Here is a 25,802-nt window from a genome sequence, read left to right as displayed (position 1 = left end):
AACCACCTCATGTCTACCGTCAATCCCGCCGCCGGCACACCGCCAAAGGTCGCCATCACCAAGGAACAGCGCAAGGTCATCATTGCCTCCAGCCTTGGCACCGTGTTCGAGTGGTACGACTTCTATCTGTACGGCTCGCTCGCGGCGATCATCGCCGCCCAGTTCTTCAGTGGCGTCAACGAGACCACCGGCTTCATCTTCGCGCTGCTGGCGTTTGCCGCCGGTTTCGCGGTGCGACCATTCGGGGCGATCGTGTTCGGCCGCATCGGCGACATGGTCGGGCGCAAGTACACGTTCCTGATCACCATCGTGATCATGGGCATCTCGACCTTCCTGGTCGGCATGCTGCCCAGTTACGCATCCATCGGCATCACTGCGCCGATCATCCTGGTGGTCCTGCGAATGCTGCAGGGGCTGGCGCTGGGCGGTGAGTACGGCGGCGCCGCGACGTATGTGGCCGAACATGCCCCGCACGGCCGGCGCGGCCTGTTCACCAGCTTCATCCAGACCACCGCGACGGTCGGGCTGCTGTTGTCGCTGGTGGTGATCCTGAGCGTGCGCGGAATCTTGGGCGAAGAGGCGTTCGAACAATGGGGCTGGCGCATCCCGTTCCTGATCTCCATCGTGCTGGTCGGCGTGTCGGTGTGGATCCGCATGCAGCTGGCCGAATCGCCGATGTTCCAGAAAATGAAGGACGAAGGCACGCTGTCGAAGGCACCGATCACCGAGAGCTTCTTCTCGAAGAACGGCCGCATCGTTCTGCTGGCCCTGCTCGGCGCGACCGCCGGTCAGGCCGTGGTCTGGTACACCGGCCAGTTCTACGCGATGTACTTCCTGACCCAGTCGCTGAAGGTCGACCCGACCACGACCTGGCTGCTGATTGGCGGCGCATTGCTGATCGGCACGCCGTTCTTCGTGTTCTTCGGCTGGCTGTCCGACAAGATCGGCCGCAAGAAGATCGTGATGGCCGGCTGCTTGATCGCCGCACTGACCTACTTCCCGCTGTTCAAGGCATTGACCCACTACGCCAACCCGGCGATCGAGGAAGCCAGCGCCTCCTCACCCGCACTGATCCTGGCCGATCCGGCCACCTGCAGCTTCCAGTTCGATCCGGTCGGCAAGAAGCAGTTCACCAGTTCCTGCGACATCGCCACTGCGGCCCTGGCCAAGGCGGGCGTGCCGTATGACGTGGAACCCGCGCCGGCAGGCAGCGTGGCGATGGTGATGATTGGCGATGTGGAGGTCGGCAGCTACGAGGCGAAGGGCCTGGCGAAGGACGTTGCAGCCACCAGGGCCAGCGAATTTGGCAGCTCGCTGAAGACCGTGCTGACCACCGCCGGCTACACCGAAAAGGCCGAGGATGCACGCATCAACAAACCCATGGTGCTGTTGATCCTGACCATCCTGGTGCTGTACGTCACCATGGTCTACGGGCCCATCGCGGCATGGCTGGTGGAACTGTTCCCGACCAGGATCCGCTACACCTCGATGTCGCTGCCGTACCACATCGGCAACGGCTGGTTCGGGGGGTTCCTGCCCACCATCTCGTTCGCACTGGTGGTCGCCACCGGCAATATCTACTACGGGCTGTGGTACCCGATCATCATCGCGTTGCTGACGTTCGTGGTCGGTTCGCTGTTCCTGCGCGAGACCAAGGACGTGGACATCACCTTGTAGCGCCATCCGGCACGGTCGCCTTTGGTTGCGACCGTGCCACTGCCAACCCCCGCGTCAGTGCAGCAGGGACAACACCGGCCTCGTGCCGGTGTTGTCTTTTGTGGATAATGAGAATGACTCTCAACTGATAGAGGTAGAACCAATGCACTCCACCCATTCGCTCATTACCGTCACCGACCTGGGGCCGGCCAAGCTGATCGGCCGTTTGGCGAAGCACTGGTCACACAAGCTTGAAGTGGAGCACGACGACACCGGCGCCCGGATCGAATTCGGCAATGCGACATGCGTGCTGCGAGTGCAGGGCGACAGCATTGCCGCGACCATCGAAAGCGCCGACAGCGCAGAGCTCGAGAAGCTGGAGCCGGTAGTCGCCGAGCACCTGCAACGCATGGCGCGCGGCGAGGCGTTGTCGATCCAGTGGCAGCGACAGGGCTGAGTCGCCTACCGGGCTTATGCCGTTAGCGCGGCGGCGGCGCGGCCAGTTCGCGGGCATCCAGGAAGCCATCGCCATTGAGGTCCTGTCGATGAAACGCAGCGGCCAGCGCGGCCAGGTGCCGGGCCTTGCTCACCGGGCGACCGCGACCACCAGGCAGCTCGGCCGGGTCGAGCACACCGTCGCCGTCCACGTCCATGCGCTCGAATGCGTACCCCATCCACTGCTGGTACTCGACCAGCGAAACGCGGCCATCACGATCGGAGTCCATGCGCTGCAGGTAGTCGCTGGTCGCATCGACCCGTGACTGTGCCGACGCCGGCAGCGCAGTCACGGCGCCAGGCACCGACAGCACGAACATCAACAGCAACGGCTTGGCACGCATCGTCGATGACTCCTGCAACAGGCGGGCAGACAAAAGGGGCGTCGCCGCCCCTCTTGTCCGGGTAGGTCATGCGGGCGTTCAGGCCCGCGCGGGCACCAGGGTGTAGCCCTTCATCCGTGCCGAGAATTGCTGCAAGGCGTGGTTGCCACTGTTCTCCGCTTCCACGCACCAGTCATGCAGGCGCTGCAGGGTTGCCTGGGCATCGTGGGACCGGTCGTCCAGCACCTGCTGCAGGCGCTGGCGGTATTCGGCCAGGGTCGCCATGTGCGGACGCTCGGCCAGCCAGGCGTGCAGGCGTGCGCGCTTGTCATCGTCGAGCCAGCGGCCGCCATCGGCCAGCCCCTTGCGCAACTTGCGTGGCAGCTTCTCGTCGCTGGCGCGCAGCGTCGGCAGGGTTACCTTGCGGTAGTAATCGGTCATCGCCTGGAAGCGGATCGCCAGCAGCGCCTTCAGCGTCTCCCGGTCGGGCATGGCGATGTTGGGGCGCACGTCCAGGGTTGGGGCGACGCGCAACACCTTGGCCAGTCGTAGTGCCTGCAGCAGCCGGATTGCGCTCCAGCCGATATCGAACTCGAACTTGCGCAGGGCAAACTTGGCCGAACTGGGGAATGCGTGATGGTTGTTGTGCAGCTCTTCCCCGCCAATCCAGAACGCCCACGGAATCAGGTTGGTGGCCTTGTCGGTGGTCTCGAAGTTGCGATAACCCCACCAATGGCCCAGTCCGTTGACCACGCCGGCGGCCCACAGCGGGATCCACAACATCTGGACCGCCCAGATCGCCACGCCGGCAAAGCCGAACAACGCGAAGCTGAGGAACAACAGCAACACCGGGCCCTTGGTCGCATGCGGCGTGTACAGATGCCGCTCGATCCAGTCGTCCGGGCAACCCTTGCCGTATTTCTCGATCGACGCCCGGTCGCTGCGGGCCTCGCGGTACAGCTCAACGCCCTGCCAGAACACCCTGCCGATGCCCTTGGTGACCGGGCTGTGCGGGTCTTCCTCGGTCTCGCACATCGCGTGGTGCTTGCGGTGGATGGCCACCCACTCCCGGGTGATCATCGAGGTCGTCAGCCAGGTCCAGAAACGGAAAAAATGGTTGACCACCGGGTGGAAGTCGACGCCGCGATGGGTCATCGACCGATGCAGGTACAAGGTCACCGCAAAGATGGTCAGCTGCGTGACCACCAGCAAATAGACCAGCAGCCCGCCAATGCTGGCCTGCAGCACGCCGCCGGCGAGAAAATCGAGTAGTGAAACGGGCATTTCCAGACTCCGGAAAACAAGTGGCCACGTGGCTCGGCCGCACCGGTAATGATGCCACCGTCGCCGGTTCAATGCTTGCTGGCGGGTAGCTGCCACGACTGGTCCATTCAGCGGCAACCGCCTTCACGCAGCTGAATGGATCAGTCGAACCCGGGTGATACGCGCCACCGTAGACTCCCCGTCATGCCGGAACTTCCTGAAATCGAGACCACCCGTGCCGGCCTGGCACCGCACCTGACCGGGCGCCAGGTCACCGCCGTGACATTGCGCCGGGACTCGCTACGGTGGCCAATCCCCGCCGAGATCGGCACCGCGTTGCACGGCCAGCGGATCGATGCGGTGCGCCGACGGGCAAAGTACCTGCTGCTCGATACCGCCGCAGGCAGCGCGCTGATCCACCTGGGCATGTCGGGCAGCCTGCGGGTGCTGCCGGCCGGGACGCCGCTGCGGCCCCATGACCATGTCGATATCGGGATCGACGATGGCCGGGTCCTGCGTTTCAATGATCCGCGCCGCTTCGGCTGCCTGTTGTGGCAGCCGCCCGGGACGCTGCACCCGCTACTGGCATTGCTGGGAGCCGAGCCGCTCGATACGCCTGGTCTGGCCGATCCTGCCGGCCTGGACTTCGATGGCGACTACCTGTTTGCCCGCAGCCGCGGTCGACGGGCTCCGGTGAAGTCATTCCTGATGGATCAGTCCATCGTCGTCGGCGTGGGCAACATCTACGCCGCCGAGGCGCTGTTCGGCGCGGGAGTATCACCAACACGACCCGCGGGCCGGGTCTCGCGTGGACGCTACCAACGCCTTGCGGCGGAGATCCAGCGGGTCCTGGCAGCGGCCATCGCCCAAGGCGGGACCACCCTGCGCGACTTCATCAGCCCCGACGGCAACGCCGGCTATTTCGTCCAGCAATTGTCGGTGTACGGGCGCGCCGGCGAACCTTGCCCAGCTTGCGGCCGGGCGTTGAAGCAGGCCCGGATCGGACAGCGCTCCAGCGTCTGGTGCAACCACTGCCAGCGCTGATGCCGACAGCCCGACCTTGGCATCCTGGCGCCCGTGCCCGCAAAACTCGAAAACGTGGGCGCAAACGCAGGTGAAATCTGTAGGGACCTTCACGTTATAGTCGAGGGTCCAACGCCTCAGGCAATACGATGGCCAACCTCGATGACATTGATGACGTTGAAGACGTTGGTGACATCACCCTGATGCTGGACGCAGCGCGGGGCGGGGATCGTGCCGCGCTCGACCAGGTGTTGGCCACGCTGTACCAGCAACTGCACGCCATGGCCCGACGCCAGCTCGCCGGCCAGCGTGGGCAGACCCTGGACGCCACCGCGCTGGTGCACGAGGCCTATCTGAAGTTGTCGAGCAAGCGTGAGGCGACGTTTGATGATCGTTCGCACTTCTTTGCCTACGCCGCCTCGGCCATGCGCTCGGTGGTGGTCGATTACGCGCGCCAGCGGCTGGCGAAGAAGCGCGGCGGCGACCTGCACCGGGTCACCGATCTGCCCGAGGACCTGGAAGGGGGGTTGCGGCTGGACGACGAGATGCTGGCCCTGGACATCGCGCTTACCCGGTTGGCGGCGGTCGACGCGCGACTGGCGAAAGTGGTGGAGCTGCGTTACTTCGCCGGCTTGTCGGAACTGGAGATCGCCACGCTGCTGGAACGTTCCGAGCGCAGCATCCGGCGCGACTGGCAAAAGGCACGTCTGTTCCTGCTAGCCTCGCTGCGGGACGAAGCGGCAGGCTGATCCCGGCGCTGCCGCAGTACCGGCATTCAGGGTGAGCAATCGCCGCAGTCGAGGGAGATCCGGCATGGCAGCGGTCAACGTTGTTGCGACGTACTGACGATGGACCCCGCGCGTTGGCAACGATTGTCGCCACTGCTTGACGAGCTGTTCGAGCTGGAACCCGATGCCCGCGCGCAACGCCTGCACGAATTGCGCACCCAGGATGTCCAGGCGGCTGACGAGCTGGAAGCATTGATCGCGCTGGAAGACGCGCGCGAGGACTTCCTGTCCCAACCCGTGATCACGACCGAGCGCGGCGTCCTGCCCGGCAGCACGGTCGGGCCTTATCAGCTCGAATACCTGCTGGGCGAAGGGGGCATGGGGCAGGTCTGGCTGGGCGCGCGCGCCGACGGCCTGTACCAGCGTCGGGTCGCGGTGAAACTGCTGCGGCCGGGCCTGGCCAATACCGACCTGCGCCTGCGCTTCACCCGCGAGCGGCAGATCCTCGCCCGCCTTGCCCACCCGCACATCGCGCGCCTGCTGGACGCCGGCATCAGCACCGAAGGATTGCCTTACCTCGCGTTGGAGTATGTCGACGGCGCACCCATCACCGACTACTGCCGCGACCATGACACGCCGCTGGATACCCGGCTGCAGATGTTCGAGCAGATCTGCGCGGCGGTCAGCCACGCCCACGCCAACCTGATTGTCCATCGCGACCTCAAGCCGTCCAATATCCTGGTGACGCCGGCAGGTGAGGTGCGCCTGCTCGACTTCGGCATCGCCAAACTGCTCGACAGCGATATCGCGCCCGAGCAGACCCGCACCGGGACACGCGCCTTCACCCTGCACTACGCCGCGCCCGAGCAGATCCGTGGCGAGCCTGTCACCACGATGACCGACGTCTACTCGTTGGGGGTGGTGCTGTATGAACTGCTCGCCGACACCAAGCCGTACCGATTGCGGCGGGACAGTGATGCGGCCTGGGAGGAGGCGATCCTCGCTCACGACCCGGTGCGTCCGTCCCAGGCGATGCTGCAACGCCCCCCTGACGCCACTGACCCGGAGCAACCGCGCGACAACGGCGCATGGCGGCGGCGGGCACGAGCCTTGTCCGGCGACCTGGACAACATCGTATTGAAGACGCTGTCCAAGCGCCCCGAGCAGCGCTACCCCTCGGTTGAGGCACTCGCCCAAGACCTGCAGCGCTACGGCGCCGGCTTGCCGGTAAAGGCGCGACCACAAAGTCTGAATTACCAGTTGCGCAAGTTCGTCAGCCGCCATCGCTGGCCGCTGGCCACCGGCAGCCTGACCGCCCTGGTCCTCACCGCATCGTTGGCGGTGGTCGCCTGGCAGGCGCGTGAGGCGGTCAGCGAGGCCGCGCGTGCGCAGGCGTTGCAGGCGTTCATGATTGGCGTATTCGAAGGCGCAGGCGGCACCCGTGACGGTGAGCCGCTGAAGCTGCGCGACCTGTTGGCGACGTCCGTGGAACGCGCCGGTCGCGAGTTGGCCCGTCAGCCACGGACGCTGGCCGAGATACTCGGCGTGGTCGCGCGGCTGCGCATCGGGCTGGGCGACTATCAGGAAGCGAAAGTCCTGTTGGACCAGCAGGCGGGATTGATCGCGGGCACCGACGCCGTGCCGACCAGCCTGCAGCTGGAATCTCTGACCCAGCGCGGCCGCGTGGCGCGCCTGTTGGGCGACCCGGCCGCATGCATCGAGCTGATGCAGCCCTCATTGGACAACGCGCGAGCCGAGCAGGCCAAGTTGCCACCGCAAGCCACCGAGTTTTACTCCCAGCTCGGCCGCTGCCACCGCGCCAACGGCGAGCGCCGGGGTGCGCAGCGGTTGTTCGAGCGGTCGCTGATGCTACGCCGCGAAGGCCATGCCAATCGCGTGGGGGAGGTGGAAAACCTGATGGATCTGGCCGGCTTGCATGCCGACGAGGGCCAGACCGCCGTCGCCCTGGCGGATTTCGAAACCGCGCGGGATCGCTTGCTGCGCGAAGCTGGCGACCGGCACCCGTTGTTGATCGACATCCATCGCAACCTCAGTCGTCTGCATCGCGCCCAGGGAGAGCTGGAACCGGCCCAACGCGAACTTGAAACCGCGCTGGCGATCAGTGCGGAGGTCCACGGGCCGCAGCATGCGACCACACTGGCGGTGCGTCGCCAATTGGCGGCCATCCATTTCCAGCAAGGCCGCTACAAGCAGGCCGAAGCAGAACTGCGCGACAGCCACCGGTTGCTTGCCGCACGGCTCGGGCCAAACCATCCCGATCTCGCCGACAGTTACCACGCGCTGGCCATGATCGAGTGGGAACAAGGCGACCTGGACGCCGCATCGGCGTCGCTGCGCCACCGGCTCACGATCCTCCGCGTCGACGACCGACCCGACCTGGTCGCCGATGCCCTGCTGGATCTGGCGTCGGTGTTGCATGCGGACGACCGCGACCCGCTCGCCCATCCCCTGCTGCTGGAGGCGCACGAGATCCGCCAGACCCTACCCGGTATCGAAGAAGGATCGGTGGGTGAGATCGATCGTCTCCTCGGCGAGGTCGAGATCGCACTGGGCCAAACCGGCCAGGGCGTGGAGCGACTGCAACACGCCATCCGCCAGTTACGGGCCGACTACGGCAACTCCCATCCGCTCACCCGGCGTGCCGAGCTGGCCCTGGCCTACCAGCGTGCGTCCCGGTTTGCCGGGTTGCCAGCCGCAACCGCCGCCCTGGCGCAGCTGGATGCGTTGGCGCAACTGCCCGACAACGACATCGAACTGCGCGATACCGTCTGGCGTGCCCGTGCCTACGCGGCGCAACTGCGCTGTCATGGTTCCAAGCGTCTGGAAGCGTTACGCCAACTGGATCAGCTGGATCACGATCTGCAGCAGGCCCGGCCGGAAGGCGGTGTCATCCCCCGGGAAATCGATGCGATTCGCCTGGGTTGCAATGCGCATCGATCCACCCGGACGGCTGCCGGCAACTGAGCACGCCGACCGGTCACCCCGGGTCAGTCGCGGGCGATGGGTTCAAGCGGCAACGATGGCTGTTGCGGGGTGATCGCGCCTTCGCCACGCGCTACCTTCTTGAACTCGGCACGAGACACCGACAGGTAACGCTCGTTGCCACCAATCTCGACCTGTGGCCCGTCGCTTACAGCGCGGCCCTGCTCGTCCACGCGCACGGTCATGGTCGCCTTGCTGCCACTGTGGCAGATCGTCTTGATCTCGCTGATCTCGTCAGCCCAGGCGAGCAGGTACTGGCTGCCCTCAAACAATTCACCACGGAAATCCGTGCGCAAGCCATAGCAAAGCACCGGGATCCGGAACGCATCGACCACTTCGGTCAGTTGCCAGACTTGCGCCTTGTGCAGGAACTGCGCCTCGTCCACCAGCACGCAATGCAGCGCACCGCGGGCCGCGATGTCGGCGGCCACAAGTGCCTGCAAGTCACGCTCCTGCGCGAATGCGGTCGCATCCGCACTGAGCCCGATCCGGGACGCCACCGTACCGCGCCCCACGCGATCATCCAGCTGCGGCGTCAGGATCGCCACCCGCATGCCCCGCTCGCGGTAGTTGTGCGCGGACTGCAGCAAGTTGGTGGTCTTGCCGGCGTTCATCGCCGAATAGTAGAAATATAGCTTGGCCATCGGCGCAGTCTAGCGCCGGGCGGCGCCCCGTTCACACGTAGGAGCGACGTGAGTCGCGACCCATTGACCTCCGGTACGCAACCCAGGCCACCAGCGCGCCGACCCCGCGGGTACTCGCCGGCGCGATCGAGCTATTGGGGATCCTTTCGGACGGGCTCGAGCTCCCCCACCTTGACCTTGCCCTCATTCATCAGCTCCGCCAACACCTGATCTTCGGCGTCCCAGTACGGCTCCGGCCGCAGGCGATCGCGGTCGTAAAGTGCAGCGGCGGACATTCCGCCGTTGCCGGAGGCAAGCGCATTCAGGCTGTTGGCTTTGATGGGGCCTGAAGCCGACCCACCGGCAATGATGTGCGGCCGCGAGCTGTCTGCGCCTACTCGGCTGCCGGTGCGGCCGTGTGCAAAACGACGCATCGCGGCCTCGTTGCGTGGCATCGTCCGGTCATCGCCGTACCGTTCGTAATATCCCGGGCCGAGTTGCTTCGTCTGCTGCCGTTGCTCCGGTGACAACGACGCCCACAGCTTCTCGCGGATGGCGAGCAGACGCTGATCGGTGCCACGTTCGGCGGCGAGGTCGGCCCAGATGTAGGCCTTGACCGGATCCGCGTCGACGCCATCGCCGTGCCAGTACATCAGGGTCAGCACGTGCTGCGACACCTTGTCGCCATACGACGCGGCGAGCTGGAACTGGTCGATCGCCGCGTCGTGGCGTCCATTGTCGTACGCCCACAGGCCACGCCATCGCGCCCGCTCGTTGGGATGCCCCGCGGCGCCGCGGATCATGGCGTCGAACTCGGTGCCATTCAAGCCGGCAGCTTCACCGACAGCGGGGTTCAACCCCAATACCAACGCGACGGCAAGCATGGATTGTCTGATCATTTACCTGTCTCCCTGGCAGATGCTGCGACGCTCACTTGACGGACAACTCCAGCAGCGTAGCACCGAGGTCATGTCCTGCCCCAAGCGCTTGTCCCGCGCGCGGCCGGGTAGACTGTCGCGCTGGCAGGAACCTTATTCATGCACGGTCTCAACCCCCCTCAACGCGCCGCTGTCGAGCACATCGACGGACCCCTGCTCGTGCTCGCCGGCGCCGGCAGCGGCAAGACCCGGGTGATCGTCGAGAAGATCGCGCACCTGATCGCGTCCGGCCGGATGCCGGCCAAGCGCATCGCCGCGATCACCTTCACCAACAAGTCCGCCAAAGAGATGCGCGAGCGCGTCGCCAAGCGCATCCGAGGTGACGGCGCCGAGGGGCTGACCATCTGCACCTTCCACGCGCTGGGCCTGCGATTTTTGCAGATAGAGCACGCCAAACTCGGCCTGCGCCGCGGCTTCTCGATCTTCGACAGCGACGACAGCGCGGCGCAGATCAAGGATCTGCTGGGCACCGGTACCAAGCCCGATGCGCTGGATGCGATGCGCAACCTGATCTCGAGGGCGAAGAACTCCGGACTGTCGCCCGCGCAGGCGATGGCCGAGGCGCGTACCGCCCGCGAGATCGACGCGGCGACCGTGTACGCGCTGTACCAGGCGCGATTGGGCACGTTCAACGCGGTCGATTTCGACGACCTGATCCGGCTGCCGGTGCAGCTGCTGGAAACTGACCAGGAGTGCGCGCTGGGCTGGCGCGAGCGCATCGGCTACCTGCTGGTGGACGAGTGCCAGGACACCAACGATGCGCAGTACCGGCTGCTCAAGGCGCTGGCGGGCCCGGGCGGGCTGTTCACCTGCGTGGGCGACGATGACCAGTCGATCTATGCTTGGCGCGGCGCGAACCCGGACAATCTGCTGTCACTGGGCACCGACTACCCGGCTCTGCGGATCATCAAGCTGGAACAGAACTACCGCTGCTCCAATCGGGTGCTGCGCACCGCCAACGCGCTGATCGCCAACAACCCGCATGCGCACCCGAAGACCCTGTGGAGCGAGCAGGCCGACGGCGAACGCATCCGCATCTGGGAGTGCCGCGACAACGCACACGAGGCGGAAAAAGTCGCCGCGGAAATTCAGTTTGTCGCCACCGCCCGGCAGGCGCCATGGAGCGATTTTTGCATCCTGTTCCGCGGCAACTTCCAGTCGCGCGCGCTGGAAAAGGCGCTGCAGTTGGTCAAGGTTCCGTACCACCTCTCCGGCGGCACCGCGTTCCTGGAACGCGGCGAGGTCAAGGACGCGCTGTCCTGGCTGCGCCTGGTCGCCAACCCCGACGACGATGCCGCGTTCCTGCGCGCGGTGACCTCGCCCAAGCGTGAGGTCGGCGCGACCACCTTGTCCAGACTGGGCGAGTTGGCCCAGCGCGCCGGCATGCCGATGTCGCGCGCGGCCGAATCGGTCGGCGCACTGAAGCAGCTTCCGCCCCGTGCCGGCAACGCGCTCGACAACTTCGTCGGCATCCTGCGCGGCCTGCGCAACGACGCCCGCCGGATGACCCCGGCGGAACTGGTGCGCACGCTGGCCGACAAGTCCGGGCTGCTCGCCTCGATCCGTGCCCAATGCAAGGACGAGACCAGCTTCCAGCGCCGCAAGGCCAATCTGGAAGAGCTCGCCGACTGGTTCGACGGCGGCAAAGGCGCTGGGCCAGGCGAGCTCGCTGCGCAGCTTGCCCTGCTGTCGCACGCCGACAAGGGCGACGCCGGCAACCAGGTCCGGCTGATGAGCCTGCACGGCGCCAAGGGCCTGGAATTCCGTTACGTGTTCATCGTCGGCGTCGAGGACGGCACCCTGCCGCACGAGGCCAGCATCGACGAAGGCAGCATCGAGGAAGAGCGCCGCCTGCTGTACGTCGGCATCACCCGCGCCAAGGAACAACTGTGGCTGTCGTACTCGAAAAAGGCGCAGAAATGGGGCGACACGATCCGGCTCAAACCGAGCCGCTTCTTCGATGAATTGCCCGCCGCCGAGATCCAGCGCGACGGCGCCGACCCGGTCGCCGACGCGGCCCGGAAGCAGGAGCGTGCGGCGGTGGGGTTGGCCGCAATCCGCGCACTGCTGGACGGGTGATACTGGGGCGTGAAAGCACCTCGAGATCGATCCCTCAACACCCAATCAAGTTCGAGTGAATTTTAGTTTCTGCTTGACCCAAGTCGTGACATCCCTGTACAAAGTCTGGCGCTACAGGGGGTAGCGGTTGGGGAACAAGGATGTCTCACGAGCTGTTTCGCAGGGAAGTGCTGGACGCAAAGCGTACGAGTTGGCTGGGTGGTATCTCCCTTGCCCAGCCGGTCCGCCTTTGGATCCTGACGACCGTCGCGGTCGTGGTTGCATTGACCATCGCGTTGTTCCTCACTTTTGGCACCTACACCCGCCGGTCGCGGGTGGTCGGGCAGTTGGTGCCGATCCAGGGCATGGCCACCGTGCTGGCTCCTGCCACCGGCGTGCTCACCCGCGTGGATGTTCCCGAAGGCGGCAAGGTCAGCGCGGGCCAGACGCTTGCTGTGGTCACCGTGCCCCGCGCGACCTTGCTCAGCGGCGACACCACCGCAGCCCTGGCGCAACGCTTGCAACGTCGCCAAGACGGCATGACGTCCGCACAATCCGCACAGCAGCAGCTGCTGGAAGCGCAGTCCAGCGGACTGGCCACGCAGTTGACCATCGCCCGACGCGAGCTCGCCCAGATCGAAACCGGGATCGCCACTCGCCAGAAACAGGTGGACATCGCCAACCAGACGATGGCGCGCCTGCGGCAGCTGCAGCAAGGCCAGTACGTCAGCGAGCTGCAAGTGACACAGCAGCAAGCGGCCACGCTGGAGCAGGTCGGTGAAGTCCAGATCCTGCAACGGCAGGCCATCGGCACGCGCCGGTTGATCGCCCAACTGCAACAGGCCTTGCAGGAAGTGCCGGGCCAACGACAGACCTCTGAAGCCAACTTCCAACGCGACCTGGCGGTGCTGGAGCAGGAGCAAGTCGAGACCCAGGCGCGCGGCGCGCTCGTCCTGCGCGCACCAGTCAGCGGCATCGTCGCCACTCAACTCGCCAAACCGGGCCAAGCCGTGCAGGCCGGGCAGCCCTTGCTGAGCCTGTTGCCGGGCGACGGCACGTTGGAGGCCGAGTTGCTGGTACCGAGCCGCTCCATCGGCTTCATCGAACCGGGCGACAGCGTCCTGATGCGCTATCAGGCGTACCCGTACCAGAAGTTTGGCCATCATCAAGGGCAAGTTACGCACATCAGTCGCAGCGCCATCACCACAGCGGATAGTAGCGCCATAGAATCTTTCTATCGCGTCAATGTGGCCTTGAACCGGCAGACCGTCACTGCATACGGGCAACTCGAACCGCTCAAGCCCGGCATGCTGTTGGACGCGGACGTGCTGGGCGAAAAGCGCACCCTCATCGAATGGGTGCTGGAACCAATCTACTCAATTCAAGGAACTGTGTTCGCCCTATGACTGCAGCATAAGGCGTAGCAGGAAGCTGCCGAGCCATTCGGCCCCAAGGTGCAGGGTCTGCATCAACTACGAGAATAGGAATTCCTCAATGCGTGAGCTATCCATGAATGAAATTGAGTTCGTTGCCGGTGCCAGTGAGTGGGGCGACAACGTCCTCAAGTACGCTGGGGCCGGCGCCCTTCTCGGATCCTTTGGCGGCCCGAAAGGCGCTGCTATCGGAATCATAGGTGGGGCGATTGTCGGCACCATCGTAACTTTAGCTGAATAACTGGAGAATTAACATGCAGGAACTTACGCTAGAACAGGTGAATTCTGTCGATGGGGCCGGTCCTATTGATAGCGCTTTGACGGATGCGGCCGCAGGCGCGGTCACCGGCGCAGCGATTGGATTCTTTTTTGGTGGTCCAGTGGGTGCAATCGCTGGCGCAATCAGCGGGGGGTTACACGCGGGAGTGATTAGCTACGCCGTTAACTAACGGTAAAAACCGCCGGGTCGCCCGAGAGTCGCCGAGCGACCCGGCCAATACTGCGCAATCGCTTGCTAGACAACTCTGTGAGGCCAAAATGAAATCGAACACACAACCATCACTATTGATTGCGATGTGCTCTTTGTTGGCGACTGCAGGGATCATCGGTCCCGGAGCATTTCGATGGGTACTTCTCGTAGTCGCAGGATTTATTGGAATTGCTCTCGCTATTCGTTCGATTCGTGAACATCACCCCAGGAATCGTAAACGTTAAGCTCTGACTTCGCAGCCATTGCTGACTGCTGACGCTCACCAAATCAAGAAAGAACTGAAAAAGAATACCTATGGATAATGACAATAAGCTGCATCGAGCGCTTGAATCTATGAATTCAGTCGCTGTTTCTAGCTCCACCAAAACGCCGCTCCTCCATCAGGCTGCCTGGCGCCTTGGAATAATGGTTCCACCTCCTCTTCTGGCAAGCTTCGGATTTAACTTTGTATTCCTTGGCGGCACGTTTGCGGCGCTATGGGGGACTCTTATGTTCATATTTTTTACATTCGTCAACGCTCAGGACAGTGCACTAAGTGTGGCTATTCTTGCCATCGGATCCGCTAGTGCTGGGGTGCTGTTTGGGCTGATCATGGCCCTGTACTTCCGTTCCCTGGCAATTCGTAATAACCTTCCTACTTGGCGGAGCTTGATGGCAGTTGAAAACTAACAGAGGTAGCGCTTAGTTGAAACTTACCACCCAATCTGAAGCCGCCGAATGTGGGTTGGCTAGTATTGCCATGGTCTCGTCACACCACGGCAATTTTATAAGTCTCGGAGAGTTGCGAAACCGATTCTCTATCTCACTCAAGGGCGCCAAGCTCAACCATCTGATCCATATCGCCCAGCAGCTGGGCTTTTCGACGCGTCCGCTGCGGCTGGACATGGGCGATCTGGGCAAGCTCAAGCTGCCTTGCATCCTGCATTGGGACCTTAATCACTTTGTCGTGCTGGCAAAGGTCGGCAAGTCCAGGGTCACGATCCTCGATCCGGCGTTTGGCGAGCGCAAGCTCCGCTACGAGGAAGTGTCGAACCACTTCACTGGCGTGGCGCTGGAGCTGACGCCCACCGCCGATTTCAAACCGCAGAAAGCCGTGCCCTCTGTGAGTGCTCGCCAGCTGACCGGTCCGGTGCACGGCCTGTGGCGTGCACTCGGCCAGATTCTGCTGTTATCGGTCGCGTTGCAGTTGTTTGTGGTGCTGGCGCCGTTCTTCATGCAGTGGGTGGTGGATCAGGTGTTGGTCTCCGCGGACCGCGACCTGCTGGTGGTGCTGGGTCTGGGCTTTGGTTTGGCACTGCTGCTGCAAGTGGCCATCGGCCTGCTGCGAGGCTGGTCGGTCGTGTACCTGTCCTCCCGACTCGGGCTGCAATGGATGGGCAACGTGTTTGCCCACCTACTCCGGCTGCCGCTGGACTTCTTCGAGAAGCGTCACTTGGGCGATATCACCTCGCGCATGGGGTCGGTGCAGACGATCCAGCGCACACTGACCACCAGCTTCGTCGAAGCGCTCATCGATGGTTTGATGGCCGTTGTGACCTTGGCGCTGATGCTGTTCTACAGTTGGAAGCTGGCGCTGGTCACTGTGCTCGCCGTCTTGTTGTATCTCGGTATCCGGGCTGTGGCGTATCGGCCCGTCCGCGACCGCACGGAGCAGCAACTTGTGGCCGGTGCCAAGCAGCAGACACATCTGCTGGAATCACTGCGGGGCATGCAAAGCCTGAAGGTGGCCGGGCAGGAATCGCTGCGCCGCTCCACCTACGACAACCTGATGGTGGACACGATCAACCAGGACGTGCGGCTGGCGCACCTGGGGCTGGGTTTCAACAGTGCCAGCCAGGTCGTGTTCGGTATCGAACGGATCGCGGTGATATCGATTGGAGCCATGCTGGCGCTACAGAACGTGTTCTCGGTCGGCATGTTGATCGCCTACCTCGCCTACAAAGACCAGTTTGCCGGCCGCATGGCGGCGCTGATCGACAAGTGGATCGAGTTCCGCATGCTGCGGCTGCACGGCGAGCGGCTGGCCGACATCGTCCTCACGCCGCCGGAGGATGACCATGGCCGACCGGAGTTGCCGGCGCCCGTCGATTCCCACATTGAAGTCGAAGGGTTGTCGTTCCGCTATGCCGATGGCGAGCCGTGGGTATTGAAGGATTGCAGCCTGACCGTCGAGGCGGGCGAGTCGGTCGCAATCATCGGCGGCTCCGGGTGCGGCAAGACCACGCTGGTCAAGTTGATGCTCGGCCTGCTGCCGCCCACCGCCGGCACCATCAGCATCGGCGGGGTCGACATCCACAAGGCCGGCCCGCGGAATGTCCGCAGCATCGTGGGCGCCGTGATGCAGGACGACCAGCTGTTCGCCGGCAGCATCGCGGACAACATCGGCTTCTTCGACACCGACGGCGATCAGGCCCGGGTCGAATCCGCCGCCAGGTTGGCCGCCATCCACGACGAGATCGCCGCCATGCCGATGGGCTATCACGGCCTGATCGGGGACATGGGCAGTTCGTTGTCGGGCGGGCAGAAGCAACGCGTGATCCTGGCCCGCGCCCTGTATCGGAACCCCAAACTGCTGGTACTGGACGAGGCCACCAGCCACCTGGACGTGATGAAGGAACGCCTGGTCAACGACGCCGTACGCCAGCTCGACTTGACCAAGGTGATCGTGGCGCACCGGCCGGAAACCATCGCCAGCGCCGATCGTGTACTGGTCATGGAGCAGGGCCGGATCGTGCAGGAGTTGCGGCCGCAGGCACTGGCCGCAGAGGAGCCTGTGCCGGAACCGGCATGACCTACAACTGCGAAGCAACGGTCGAAACGATCCGGCTCAAACCGAGCCGTTTCTTCGATGAATTACCCGCCGCGGAAATCCAGCGCGACGGTGCCGATCCGGTCGCCGACGCGGCCCGGAAGCAGGAGCGTGCGGCGGTGGGATTGGGCGCAATCCGCGCGCTTTTGGACAGCTGACGCAGCGCGGCAACACTTGCCGCACCGCACAATTATTTGTGACAAAAGTCACGCTATAGGCGTCCGTTACGAGCGCTTGTAGTCGTTAAGTGCCTCTGTGCGTCATCAGGTATTTACCCCCGAGTCATTTTTCGTGCTATTCCTTTCGGCAACGCATTTGCCAGATCCATGGCGATTGCATGCACTCCGGCGCCCCCTGTTTCATGCCCGGCGTAACTCCAGCATGAAGTTTTTCTGCTCGATTTCGTAGCGCCACCTAGAGCTGAAATGGACACCCGGAGTTGTCATTGGGGGAGTCGTTGCCGCGATGCCGACAGCGCTCCAAATGAAGCCGACCGGGGAAATCAGCCATGTCCGTCTTGCACACCATCCGTTCCACTCATTCCGTCCTGAACACACCCCGCGGTCACGCCAAGCGCGCACCGCTGTATCTCGCGCTCGCCGCGGCGTTGACCTTGGCCGCCGCGCCCACCCTCGCTGCTGAAACCTGCGAAACCACAGGCAACAACACTGCGATGGCGCTCGGCAGTCAAGCGCTGGCTTGCGGGGAGGGCAGCAAGGCGATCGGCCAAGACGCCACGGCCGCCGGCGCGGACAGCAGCGCCGTCGGCGAGGGCGCCAGCTCCATCGGTGCCTCCAGCAACGCAGCGGGGCTGGAAGCTACCGCGGTGGGCGCTGGAAGTCTGGCCGCGGGCGATGGAACCACTGCCGTCGGCGCGGGCTCCATCGCCGTCAGCACCGGTACCGCCGTCGGTAATGGGGCGCTGTCGGTAAGCGAGAACAGCGTCGCCCTCGGTGCCAGCTCGATTGCGCTGCGAGACAATTCGGTTTCTGTCGGCAGCGACGGTAACGAGCGCCAGATCACCAACGTCGCCGCCGGCACCGAGGGCACCGACGCGGTGAACCTGGACCAGTTGGACGCGGTGGCGGCGGTCGCCGAGAACACCGACCAGTACTTCAAGGCCAGTGGTGAAGGCGAGGCTCTGGTCGTAGGCGAGGACGCGGTAGCCGCCGGTTCCAACGCGATGGCCGATGGTGATTACACCACCGCCATCGGCTCCACGAGCTTCGCCGGCGCGCAAGGTGCTTCGGCGTTTGGCAGCGGTGCGATGGCGTTCGGAGAGTTCAGCTCGGCCAGCGGTCACAACGCTGTCGCCATCGGCGACGACAGCGTGGCAAACGGCAGCAACAGCGAAGCCATCGGCACCTCCAGCGTCGCCATAGGTGGCCGCCGTGCAGTCCTGGACGATGAAGGCAACCCGATCCTGGATGCGGACGGCAACCCGACCTACGTCAACACCGTCGCCAGTGGCGATGACAGCACGGCGCTGGGCGCCGGCGCGGTTGCCGCCGAAGTCGGCGCCACCGCAACCGGCGCCGGGGCCAACGCCTCCGGCGCCTACAGCACCGCGACCGGCACCGAAGCCACGGCAGCGGCCACCCAGGCCACCGCCAATGGCTTCCGCAGTGCGGCCAACGGCGACGGGTCCACCGCCGTGGGCAGCTATACCGAAGCCGACGGTTTCCTGTCCTCGGCCATCGGTTACGGCTCGGTCGCCTCCAACGATTACGCCACTGCGCTGGGTGCGGCAGCGACCGCAAGCGGAAGCGACAGCACGGCGCTCGGTAGCCAGAGCATTGCCAGCGGCACCAACAGTGTTGCCATAGGTGGCGCGTTGTTCGGATTCCTGCCGTCGGAGGCGTCCGGCGACTACTCCACCGCCGTTGGCGGCGGTGCCTGGTCGAACGGCGTCAACAGCACCGCGCTGGGCAATGGATCCATGGCCCTTGCCGCCAATAGCGTCGCCCTGGGAGCGGATTCCCTGTCCGACCGCGCCAACAGCGTTTCGGTCGGTGATGTCGGCAATGAGCGCCAGATCACCAACGTCGCGGCCGGTACCGAAGGCACCGATGCGGTGAACCTGGACCAGTTGGACGCAGTCGCGGCAGTCGCCGAGAACACCGACCAGTACTTCAAGGCCAGCGGTGAGGGCGAGGCCCTGGTCGTAGGCGAGGACGCGGTTGCGGCCGGTTCCAACGCGATGGCCGATGGTGATTACACCACCGCGGTCGGCTCTTCGAGCTTCGCCGGGGCGCAAGGTGCCTCGGCGTTCGGCAGCGGCGCGATGGCCTTCGGTGAGTTCAGCTCGGCCAGCGGCCACAACGCGGTCGCTAGCGGCGATGACAGCGTCGCCAGCGGCAGCAGCAGCGAGGCCATCGGCACCTCCAGCGTCGCCATAGGTGGCCGCCGTGCAGTCCTGGACGATGAAGGCAACCCGATCCTGGATGCGGACGGCAACCCGACCTACGTCAACACCGTAGCCAGTGGCGACGACAGCACGGCGCTGGGCGCCGGCGCGGTCGCCGCCGAAGTCGGCGCCACCGCAACCGGCGCCGGGGCCACCGCGTCGGGCGCCTACAGCACCGCGACCGGCACCGAAGCCACGGCAGCGGCCACCCAGGCCACCGCCAATGGTTTCCGCAGTGCGGCCACCGGTGACGGATCCACCGCCGTGGGCGGCTACACCGAAGCCGACGGTTTCCTGTCTTCGGCGATCGGTTACGGCTCAGTCGCCTCCAACGATTACGCCACGGCGCTGGGCGCCTCCGCGACCGCAAGCGGCGCCAGCAGCACCGCACTGGGCGAGGCCGCACAGGCCAGCGGCGATGAGAGCACCGCCGTCGGCGGCAGCACCTTCTTCGGTTTGATCAGCACCCAGGCAAGCGGCACCGGCGGCACCGCCGTCGGCAACGGCGCTTGGGCAACCGGCGAATACAGCACCACCGTGGGACACAACAGCTGGGCGGATGGCGAGCAAAGCGTGGCGCTGGGGGCCAACGCGTTCGCCCTGGACGACAACGCCGTGGCGCTGGGTGCCAACTCGGCAACCAATCGCGCCAACAGCGTCTCCGTTGGCGATGTCGGCAGCGAGCGCCAGATCACCAATGTTGCCGCCGGCACCGAGGGCACCGATGCGGTGAACCTGGACCAGTTGGACGCGGTGGCGGCGGTCGCCGAGAACACCGACCAGTACTTCAAGGCCAGTGGTGAGGGCGAGGCGCTGATCGAAGGCGAGGACGCGGTGGCAGCCGGTTCCAACGCGATGGCCGACGGCGATTACACCACCGCGATCGGCTCCAGCAGCTATGCCGGAGCGCAAGGCGCCTCGGCATTCGGCAGCGGTGCGATGGCGCTGGGCGAGTTCAGCTCAGCCAGCGGCTACAACGCGGTCGCCACTGGCAGTGACAGCGTCGCCAACGGCAGCAATAGCGAGGCGAGCGGCGATTCCAGTATCGCCATTGGTGGAAAGATCAACGCCTTTGATGCCGACGGCAACCCGATCGAGGTCAACACGGTGGCGTCCGGATTGGGCGCGACGGCGGTCGGCTCTGGCAGTCTGGCCACTGGCATCGGCAGCTCGGCTGTTGGCGTGCTCAGCGAGGCCAACGGCTACGCAGCGTCGGCCTTTGGCTATGGCAGCATCGCCAACGGCGAGTATGCCTCCAGCTTCGGCCATGCTGCCGGTGCAACCGGCGATTACAGCGTTGCGGTCGGCGGTCCTGCGGATCTGATTCCCGGTTGGGGCATCTTGGTCTATACCCAGGCCAGCGGTCTCAGCTCGGCCGCATTCGGCGCGGGTGCGATCGCCGCTGGCGACTTCAGTACGGCCAATGGCAGCCTGTCGGAAGCGTCTGGCGAAATGAGCACCGCGCTGGGCTATTTCGCCTACGCCCCCGGCGTCAACTCGTCCGCCCTGGGCGCCAATTCCTGGGCCAGCGGCGACAACAGCTCGGCAATTGGTTACTACAGCACCAGCTACGGCGCCGACAGCACCGCAATCGGCTATTACAGCACCGCCGATGCGGACAACAGCGTCGCCTTGGGTGCGAATTCGATCGCCGACCGCGACAACAGCGTCTCCGTTGGCGATGTCGGCAATGAGCGCCAGATCACCAACGTCGCCGCCGGCACCGAGGGCACCGACGCGGTGAACCTGGACCAGTTGGACGCGGTGGCGGCGGTCGCCGAGAACACCGACCAGTACTTCAAGGCCAGTGGTGAGGGCGAGGCTCTGGTCGTAGGCGAGGACGCGGTAGCCGCCGGTTCCAACGCGATGGCCGACGGCGATTACACCACCGCCATCGGCTCCACGAGCTTCGCCGGCGCGCAAGGTGCTTCGGCGTTTGGCAGCGGTGCGATGGCGTTCGGTGAGTTCAGCTCGGCCAGCGGTCACAACGCTGTCGCCATCGGCGACGACAGCGTGGCAAACGGCAGCAACAGCGAAGCCATCGGCACCTCCAGCGTCGCCATAGGTGGCCGCCGTGCAGTCCTGGACGATGAAGGCAACCCGATCCTGGATGCGGACGGCAACCCGACCTACGTCAACACCCTCGCCAGTGGCGATGACAGCACGGCGCTGGGCGCCGGCGCGGTTGCCGCCGAAGTCGGCGCCACCGCAACCGGCGCCGGGGCCAACGCCTCCGGCGCCTACAGCACCGCGACCGGCACCGAAGCCACGGCAGCGGCCACCCAGGCCACCGCCAATGGCTTCCGCAGTGCGGCCAACGGCGACGGATCCACCGCCGTGGGCAGCTATACCGAAGCCGACGGTTTCCTGTCCTCGGCCATCGGTTACGGCTCGGTCGCCTCCAACGATTACGCCACGGCGCTGGGTGCATCCGCGACCGCGAGCGGCGCCAGCAGTACCGCAATAGGTGAGTCCAGCTCGGCTTCGGGCCTGGAAAGCACGGCGGTCGGTGGAACCGCTTTCGGGTTCATCGCCACCGAAGCCGCCGGCGAGGGCGCATCCGCCTTCGGCAATGGTTCCTGGGCCAGCGCCGACTACAGCACTTCCATCGGTTGGTTGAGCAGCGCCGACGGAATTGGCTCGACCACCGTGGGCGCCGCGGCGTGGGCCGAGGCGGATGATTCAACCGCACTGGGCTATGGCACATACGCTGCCGCTCCCAACAGTGTCGCCCTGGGTGCTGGATCGATGGCCGATCGCGCCGACACGGTCTCGGTTGGTGATGTCGGCAGCGAACGCCAGATCACCAACGTCGCCGCCGGTACCGAGGGCACCGATGCGGTGAACCTGGACCAGCTCAATTCCGTGGCGGAGACAGCCTTAGAGACCAGTCGACTGTTCCAGGCGACGGGCGACGGTGAGGCCATCGTTGCGGGCGAGGACTCCGTAGCCGCGGGCAGCAATGCTTACGCTGAAGGCGATTACGCCACCGCCATTGGTTCCAGCAGCAGCGCAATCGGTGAGGGTGCCAGCGCGTCCGGCTCCGGCGCAGTTGCAGTCGGTACCCAGGCGACCGCCAACGGCTTCAATGCCGTCGCATTGGCCGACAACGCCACCGCCAGCGGTGCCAACAGCAACGCGTCGGGTGAGTACGCCAGCGCCACCGGTGCCGAGAGCGAGGCCGGCGGACTGTATGCCACCGCTACCGGTGCCGCCGCAATCGCCAGTGGTGATGGCAGCGTGGCTTCCGGCTCGCTGAGCGAGGCTTCCGGTGTCGAGTCCACCGCAAGCGGGTTCTTCAGCCTGGCAAGTGGCGATGCCGCCACGGCACTGGGTGCGGAAAGTGTTGCCAGTGGCAATATTTCGGCGGCCGTAGGCTTCCTCGCCGAAGCCACCGGCGACTTCGCCACTTCACTGGGTGGGCTGTCCACCGCCGCTGGCTATAACAGCACCGCCGTCGGCAGCGCCGCAACTGCGCTGGGCGATGACAGCACTGCGGTCGGCTCCGACAGCAGTGCCACTGCCTACAACAGCGTGGCACTGGGCGTGGGCTCGAAGGCCGATCGCGCCAACAGCCTCTCTGTGGGAGGGGTCGGCAGCGAGCGACAGATCACCAATGTCGCAGCAGGAACATTCGACACCGACGCCGTCAACATGTTCCAGCTGAGCTCCATGGCCACTGCCTTGGGCGGCGGCGCAGGCTTTAGTGGAGGCATTTTCAGCGGGCCCAGTTACATGATCCAGGGCAGCAACTACACCAATGTCGGCGCTGCTTTCACTGCGATTGATGTCGAGCTTGGAATCATCAACGCGGTGATCGACAACCTGCCGCCGGGCTTGACCAATCCGCGCCAGACGGGCGCAACGACGGCATCAACACAGACGGTCGCCATGAATGCTCCCGCACCGGAAGTCGCGACAACATCGCAACAAGGCCCGACGCCGGCAACAGCCTCGGCAGCAGTCGCTGCTACCGGCAATGGCAGCGATGGCGGCAACGACGGCAACGCAGTCGGCGCTGCCCCACCCAATGCCACCAACGTGCCGCAGCCGGCGCAGGCGAATGGCACTGCGCCCCTGGCCAGCGCGCAAGGCTACACCGACACCACTGCGACCCAGGCGCTGACCTCGGCCTACAACTACACCGACACCAGCACCACCAACGCGTTGAATTCCGCCAAGGCCTATACCGACCAGAGCATTGGCCTGCTCAACGACGACTTCAATGCGTTGCGCGGCGAGGTCAATGAGCGCTTCTACGAAGTCGACCACCGGTTCGACCAGATGGGCGCGATGAGCGCGGCGATGTTGAACATGGCCACCAGTGCAGCAGGCGTCCGTACCCCGAACCGGGTCGGTGTCGGCGTCGGCTTCCAGAACGGCGCATCGGCGCTGTCGGTCGGTTACCAGCGCGCCCTGTCCGACCGCGCCACGGTGACCTTCGGCGGAGCAGTCAGCGGCGACGACGCTTCTGTCGGCGCTGGTGTCGGCTTTGGCTGGTAATTCCCCCGGCGGGGTCGGAATCAGGACTTCCTGGCCCCGCCACCGCAATGCTGCAGCAACAAACCTGTTCCAGATCGACGCTTTTCAAATACCCGCATGTCAATCACCACGAGGAAGTGCCAGATGAATCGCAAGAACCCATCGTTCCGCATCAGCCTGCTCGCCACCGCAGTGGCAGTCACCCTCGCCGCCCCCGCGGCAATGGCTGCCGGCGTTGCACCGCTGCCGACCCGTGGTGCTCCCCAGGCTGCCCCCGCAGCCCAGGACGGCGCCCGCCTGATCATTCGCTACCAGGACAGCAACCTGTCCCGCGCAGCCAAGTTGCAGACCGTCAATACCGCCGCCTCGCGCAGCCGTGCAATGTTGTCGGCCAGCTCTCGCAGCGGCGCCAAGGCACCCGATTCCCGGTACATGCGCAAGCTTGCCGTGGGCGCCGACCTGGTTCGGCTGGACCGGGATCTCGACCCGGCGGCACTGAAGGCACTGGTGCGGGAGCTTTCTGCCGACCCGGCGGTGAAGTCCGTCCAGATCGACCGGATGATGCATGCGATCGACAAAACCAGCGGGCAGGTCGCCAGCCGCGACCTGGTACAGCCGGAACTGGTGGTCGACGACCCGTACTTCGCCCAGTACCAGTGGCACCTTCAAGACACGGCTGGAGGCATCAACGCACCGGAAGCCTGGGACATCTCCACCGGTGAAGGCGTAGTGGTGGCGGTGCTTGACACCGGCATCATCGACCATCCGGACATGGATGCGAACATGCTGGCCGGTTATGACTTCATCACCGACGCCGAGGTATCGCGTCGTCCGACCGATGAGCGCGTACCTGGCGCACACGACTACGGCGACTGGTATGACGCTGGCGAATGCGACGAGGTGGAACCCTCGGGCAGTTCGTTCCACGGCACCCACGTCTCTGGCACGATTGCCGAACTGAGCAACAACGGCGTCGGCATGGCAGGCGTTGCCCATAACGCCAAGGTCCTGCCGGTGCGCGTGCTCGGCAAATGCGGCGGCTACACCTCCGACATCGCCGACGCAATCGTCTGGGCCGCGGGCGGCGACGTTCCCGGCGTGCCCACCAATACCAACCCCGCCGAGATCATCAACATGAGCCTGGGCGGTACTGGCAGTTGCGACCCGACCAGCCAGGCGGCGATCAACCAGGCGGTCGGATTGGGTACCACGGTGGTGGTCGCGGCGGGCAACAGCAATAGCGATGCTGCCAACCACTCACCGGCCAGCTGCGACAACGTCATCTCGGTCGGCGCCGCCGGCATCACCGGCGCCCGCGCCTACTACTCCAACTACGGCGACAAGGTCGACCTGTCAGGTCCCGGCGGTGGGGTTACCGATGGCAATCCAGACGGCTACGTCTGGCAGGCTGGCAACGACTCGGCCACGTCGCCGGAACTGGGTGCGGTCACCTACATGGGCATGGCCGGCACGTCGATGGCCGCCCCCCACGTTGCGGCAGTAGGCGCGCTGATCCAGAGCACCGTGGTTGCAGCAGGCCAGGCACCCAAGACGCCGGCCGAACTGGAAGCCATCCTGGTCGACAGTGCACGGCCGTTCCCGTCTACTCCCGATCGCGACATCGGCAGTGGCCTGCTTGACGCGCCCGATGCACTGGCCAAGGCGATGGAGGTGCCGTGCGATCCTGCCGTGGAGGACTGCGCTCCGGATGCGATCGAGCTGACCAGCAGGGTGGCCGTACGCAACCTGTCCGGCGCGTCGGGCAGCGAAACGCTGTACAGCATCGAGGTCCCGGCCGGCTCGCGGTTGCTGAACGTGATGACCTACGGCGGCAGCGGCAACATCAGCGTGTATGTCAGCGCCGGCGAGGCGCCGACCACCGCGGCGTATGACCATGAGTCCTCACGTCCGGGCAACAACGAGACCGTCCGCGTGCGTAACCCGGAAGCTACCACGTACTACATCCTGATGGTCGGTGAAAGCGCCTACAGCCGCGCGAGCATCCAGGCCCGCGTCGACTGACCAACCACGGCAAGGACGCACCACCAAAACCCCGGCTTCGGCCGGGGTT

Annotated in this window: 18 protein-coding genes; 14 read left to right on the top strand and 4 right to left on the bottom strand. The window is 65.1% G+C overall.

All coding sequences use genetic code 11. The features are described 5' to 3' along the window. The first annotated feature begins 9 nt into the window (after nucleotides 1-9). Together ACW5DN_RS11810 and ACW5DN_RS11805 are read left to right on the top strand one after the other, a co-directional pair. Nucleotides 10-1,677 carry an MFS transporter gene (locus tag ACW5DN_RS11810; RefSeq protein WP_456962851.1) on the top strand — a complete coding sequence of 556 codons (1,668 nt, stop codon included), beginning with the start codon at nucleotides 10-12 and terminating at the stop codon, nucleotides 1,675-1,677. Nucleotides 1,678-1,819: 142 nt separating this feature from the next. Then, nucleotides 1,820-2,113 (top strand): DUF2218 domain-containing protein, encoded by a 294-nt coding sequence (locus ACW5DN_RS11805; RefSeq protein WP_456962850.1) that lies wholly within the window; start codon nucleotides 1,820-1,822, stop codon nucleotides 2,111-2,113. Nucleotides 2,114-2,135: 22 nt separating this feature from the next. Here the strand turns inward: ACW5DN_RS11805 and ACW5DN_RS11800 are convergent, their stop codons facing one another. Further along, nucleotides 2,136-2,495 (bottom strand): hypothetical protein, encoded by a 360-nt coding sequence (locus ACW5DN_RS11800; protein WP_456962849.1) that lies wholly within the window; start codon nucleotides 2,493-2,495, stop codon nucleotides 2,136-2,138. 78 nt (nucleotides 2,496-2,573) lie between these two features. Further along, nucleotides 2,574-3,758: a DesA family fatty acid desaturase gene (locus ACW5DN_RS11795; RefSeq protein ID WP_456962848.1), complete on the bottom strand. Its 1,185-nt coding sequence runs from the start codon at nucleotides 3,756-3,758 to the stop codon at nucleotides 2,574-2,576. Nucleotides 3,759-3,941: 183 nt separating this feature from the next. Between ACW5DN_RS11795 and mutM the strand changes: the two genes are divergently transcribed. The 3 genes from mutM to ACW5DN_RS11780 all read left to right on the top strand — a co-directional run bounded on the left by mutM (nucleotide 3,942) and on the right by ACW5DN_RS11780 (nucleotide 8,473). After that, nucleotides 3,942-4,781: a bifunctional DNA-formamidopyrimidine glycosylase/DNA-(apurinic or apyrimidinic site) lyase gene (gene mutM, locus ACW5DN_RS11790; RefSeq protein WP_456962847.1), complete on the top strand. Its 840-nt coding sequence runs from the start codon at nucleotides 3,942-3,944 to the stop codon at nucleotides 4,779-4,781. 128 nt (nucleotides 4,782-4,909) lie between these two features. Then, nucleotides 4,910-5,509 (top strand): ECF-type sigma factor, encoded by a 600-nt coding sequence (locus tag ACW5DN_RS11785; protein WP_456962846.1) that lies wholly within the window; start codon nucleotides 4,910-4,912, stop codon nucleotides 5,507-5,509. Nucleotides 5,510-5,608: 99 nt separating this feature from the next. Continuing rightward, complete coding sequence (locus ACW5DN_RS11780; protein ID WP_456962845.1) at nucleotides 5,609-8,473, top strand: protein kinase domain-containing protein; 2,865 nt, start codon at nucleotides 5,609-5,611, stop codon at nucleotides 8,471-8,473. Nucleotides 8,474-8,496: 23 nt separating this feature from the next. Here the strand turns inward: ACW5DN_RS11780 and ACW5DN_RS11775 are convergent, their stop codons facing one another. After that, nucleotides 8,497-9,135 carry a thymidine kinase gene (locus tag ACW5DN_RS11775; RefSeq protein ID WP_456962844.1) on the bottom strand — a complete coding sequence of 213 codons (639 nt, stop codon included), beginning with the start codon at nucleotides 9,133-9,135 and terminating at the stop codon, nucleotides 8,497-8,499. Nucleotides 9,136-9,266: 131 nt separating this feature from the next. Further along, nucleotides 9,267-10,013 carry a hypothetical protein gene (locus ACW5DN_RS11770; RefSeq protein ID WP_456962843.1) on the bottom strand — a complete coding sequence of 249 codons (747 nt, stop codon included), beginning with the start codon at nucleotides 10,011-10,013 and terminating at the stop codon, nucleotides 9,267-9,269. Between the two features lie 138 nt (nucleotides 10,014-10,151). Here ACW5DN_RS11770 and ACW5DN_RS11765 point away from each other — a divergent pair, with 138 nt between their 5' ends. The 9 genes from ACW5DN_RS11765 to ACW5DN_RS11725 all read left to right on the top strand — a co-directional run bounded on the left by ACW5DN_RS11765 (nucleotide 10,152) and on the right by ACW5DN_RS11725 (nucleotide 25,753). Beyond that, nucleotides 10,152-12,131 carry a UvrD-helicase domain-containing protein gene (locus tag ACW5DN_RS11765; protein ID WP_456962842.1) on the top strand — a complete coding sequence of 660 codons (1,980 nt, stop codon included), beginning with the start codon at nucleotides 10,152-10,154 and terminating at the stop codon, nucleotides 12,129-12,131. 140 nt (nucleotides 12,132-12,271) lie between these two features. Beyond that, nucleotides 12,272-13,516: an HlyD family secretion protein gene (locus tag ACW5DN_RS11760; protein ID WP_456962841.1), complete on the top strand. Its 1,245-nt coding sequence runs from the start codon at nucleotides 12,272-12,274 to the stop codon at nucleotides 13,514-13,516. An 88-nt stretch (nucleotides 13,517-13,604) separates the two neighbouring features. Continuing rightward, nucleotides 13,605-13,784 carry a hypothetical protein gene (locus ACW5DN_RS11755; RefSeq protein WP_456962840.1) on the top strand — a complete coding sequence of 60 codons (180 nt, stop codon included), beginning with the start codon at nucleotides 13,605-13,607 and terminating at the stop codon, nucleotides 13,782-13,784. 13 nt (nucleotides 13,785-13,797) lie between these two features. Further along, nucleotides 13,798-13,992: a Blp family class II bacteriocin gene (locus tag ACW5DN_RS11750; RefSeq protein WP_456962839.1), complete on the top strand. Its 195-nt coding sequence runs from the start codon at nucleotides 13,798-13,800 to the stop codon at nucleotides 13,990-13,992. Nucleotides 13,993-14,327: 335 nt separating this feature from the next. Further along, nucleotides 14,328-14,702: a DUF6404 family protein gene (locus ACW5DN_RS11745; RefSeq protein ID WP_456962838.1), complete on the top strand. Its 375-nt coding sequence runs from the start codon at nucleotides 14,328-14,330 to the stop codon at nucleotides 14,700-14,702. 16 nt (nucleotides 14,703-14,718) lie between these two features. Further along, the gene (locus ACW5DN_RS11740) at nucleotides 14,719-16,824 is read left to right on the top strand and encodes a peptidase domain-containing ABC transporter (protein WP_456962837.1); all 2,106 of its coding nucleotides are present in this window, start codon (nucleotides 14,719-14,721) and stop codon (nucleotides 16,822-16,824) included. After that, on the top strand, nucleotides 16,821-17,000 hold the full coding sequence (locus tag ACW5DN_RS11735) for a hypothetical protein (RefSeq protein WP_456963068.1): 180 nt from the start codon (nucleotides 16,821-16,823) through the stop codon (nucleotides 16,998-17,000). Before ACW5DN_RS11740 ends, ACW5DN_RS11735 begins: the two co-directional genes overlap by 4 nt. Before the next feature lie 350 nt (nucleotides 17,001-17,350). Beyond that, the gene (locus ACW5DN_RS11730; RefSeq protein ID WP_456962836.1) at nucleotides 17,351-23,752 is read left to right on the top strand and encodes an ESPR-type extended signal peptide-containing protein; all 6,402 of its coding nucleotides are present in this window, start codon (nucleotides 17,351-17,353) and stop codon (nucleotides 23,750-23,752) included. Between the two features lie 123 nt (nucleotides 23,753-23,875). Further along, nucleotides 23,876-25,753 (top strand): S8 family peptidase, encoded by a 1,878-nt coding sequence (locus ACW5DN_RS11725; protein ID WP_456962835.1) that lies wholly within the window; start codon nucleotides 23,876-23,878, stop codon nucleotides 25,751-25,753. Nucleotides 25,754-25,802: the final 49 nt, after the last annotated feature.

The sequence above is a fragment of the Lysobacter sp. A289 genome (assembly GCF_054072675.1).
The sequence above is the reverse complement of the archived record's forward strand: the minus strand, read 5'-3'. Positions and strand labels throughout refer to the sequence as shown.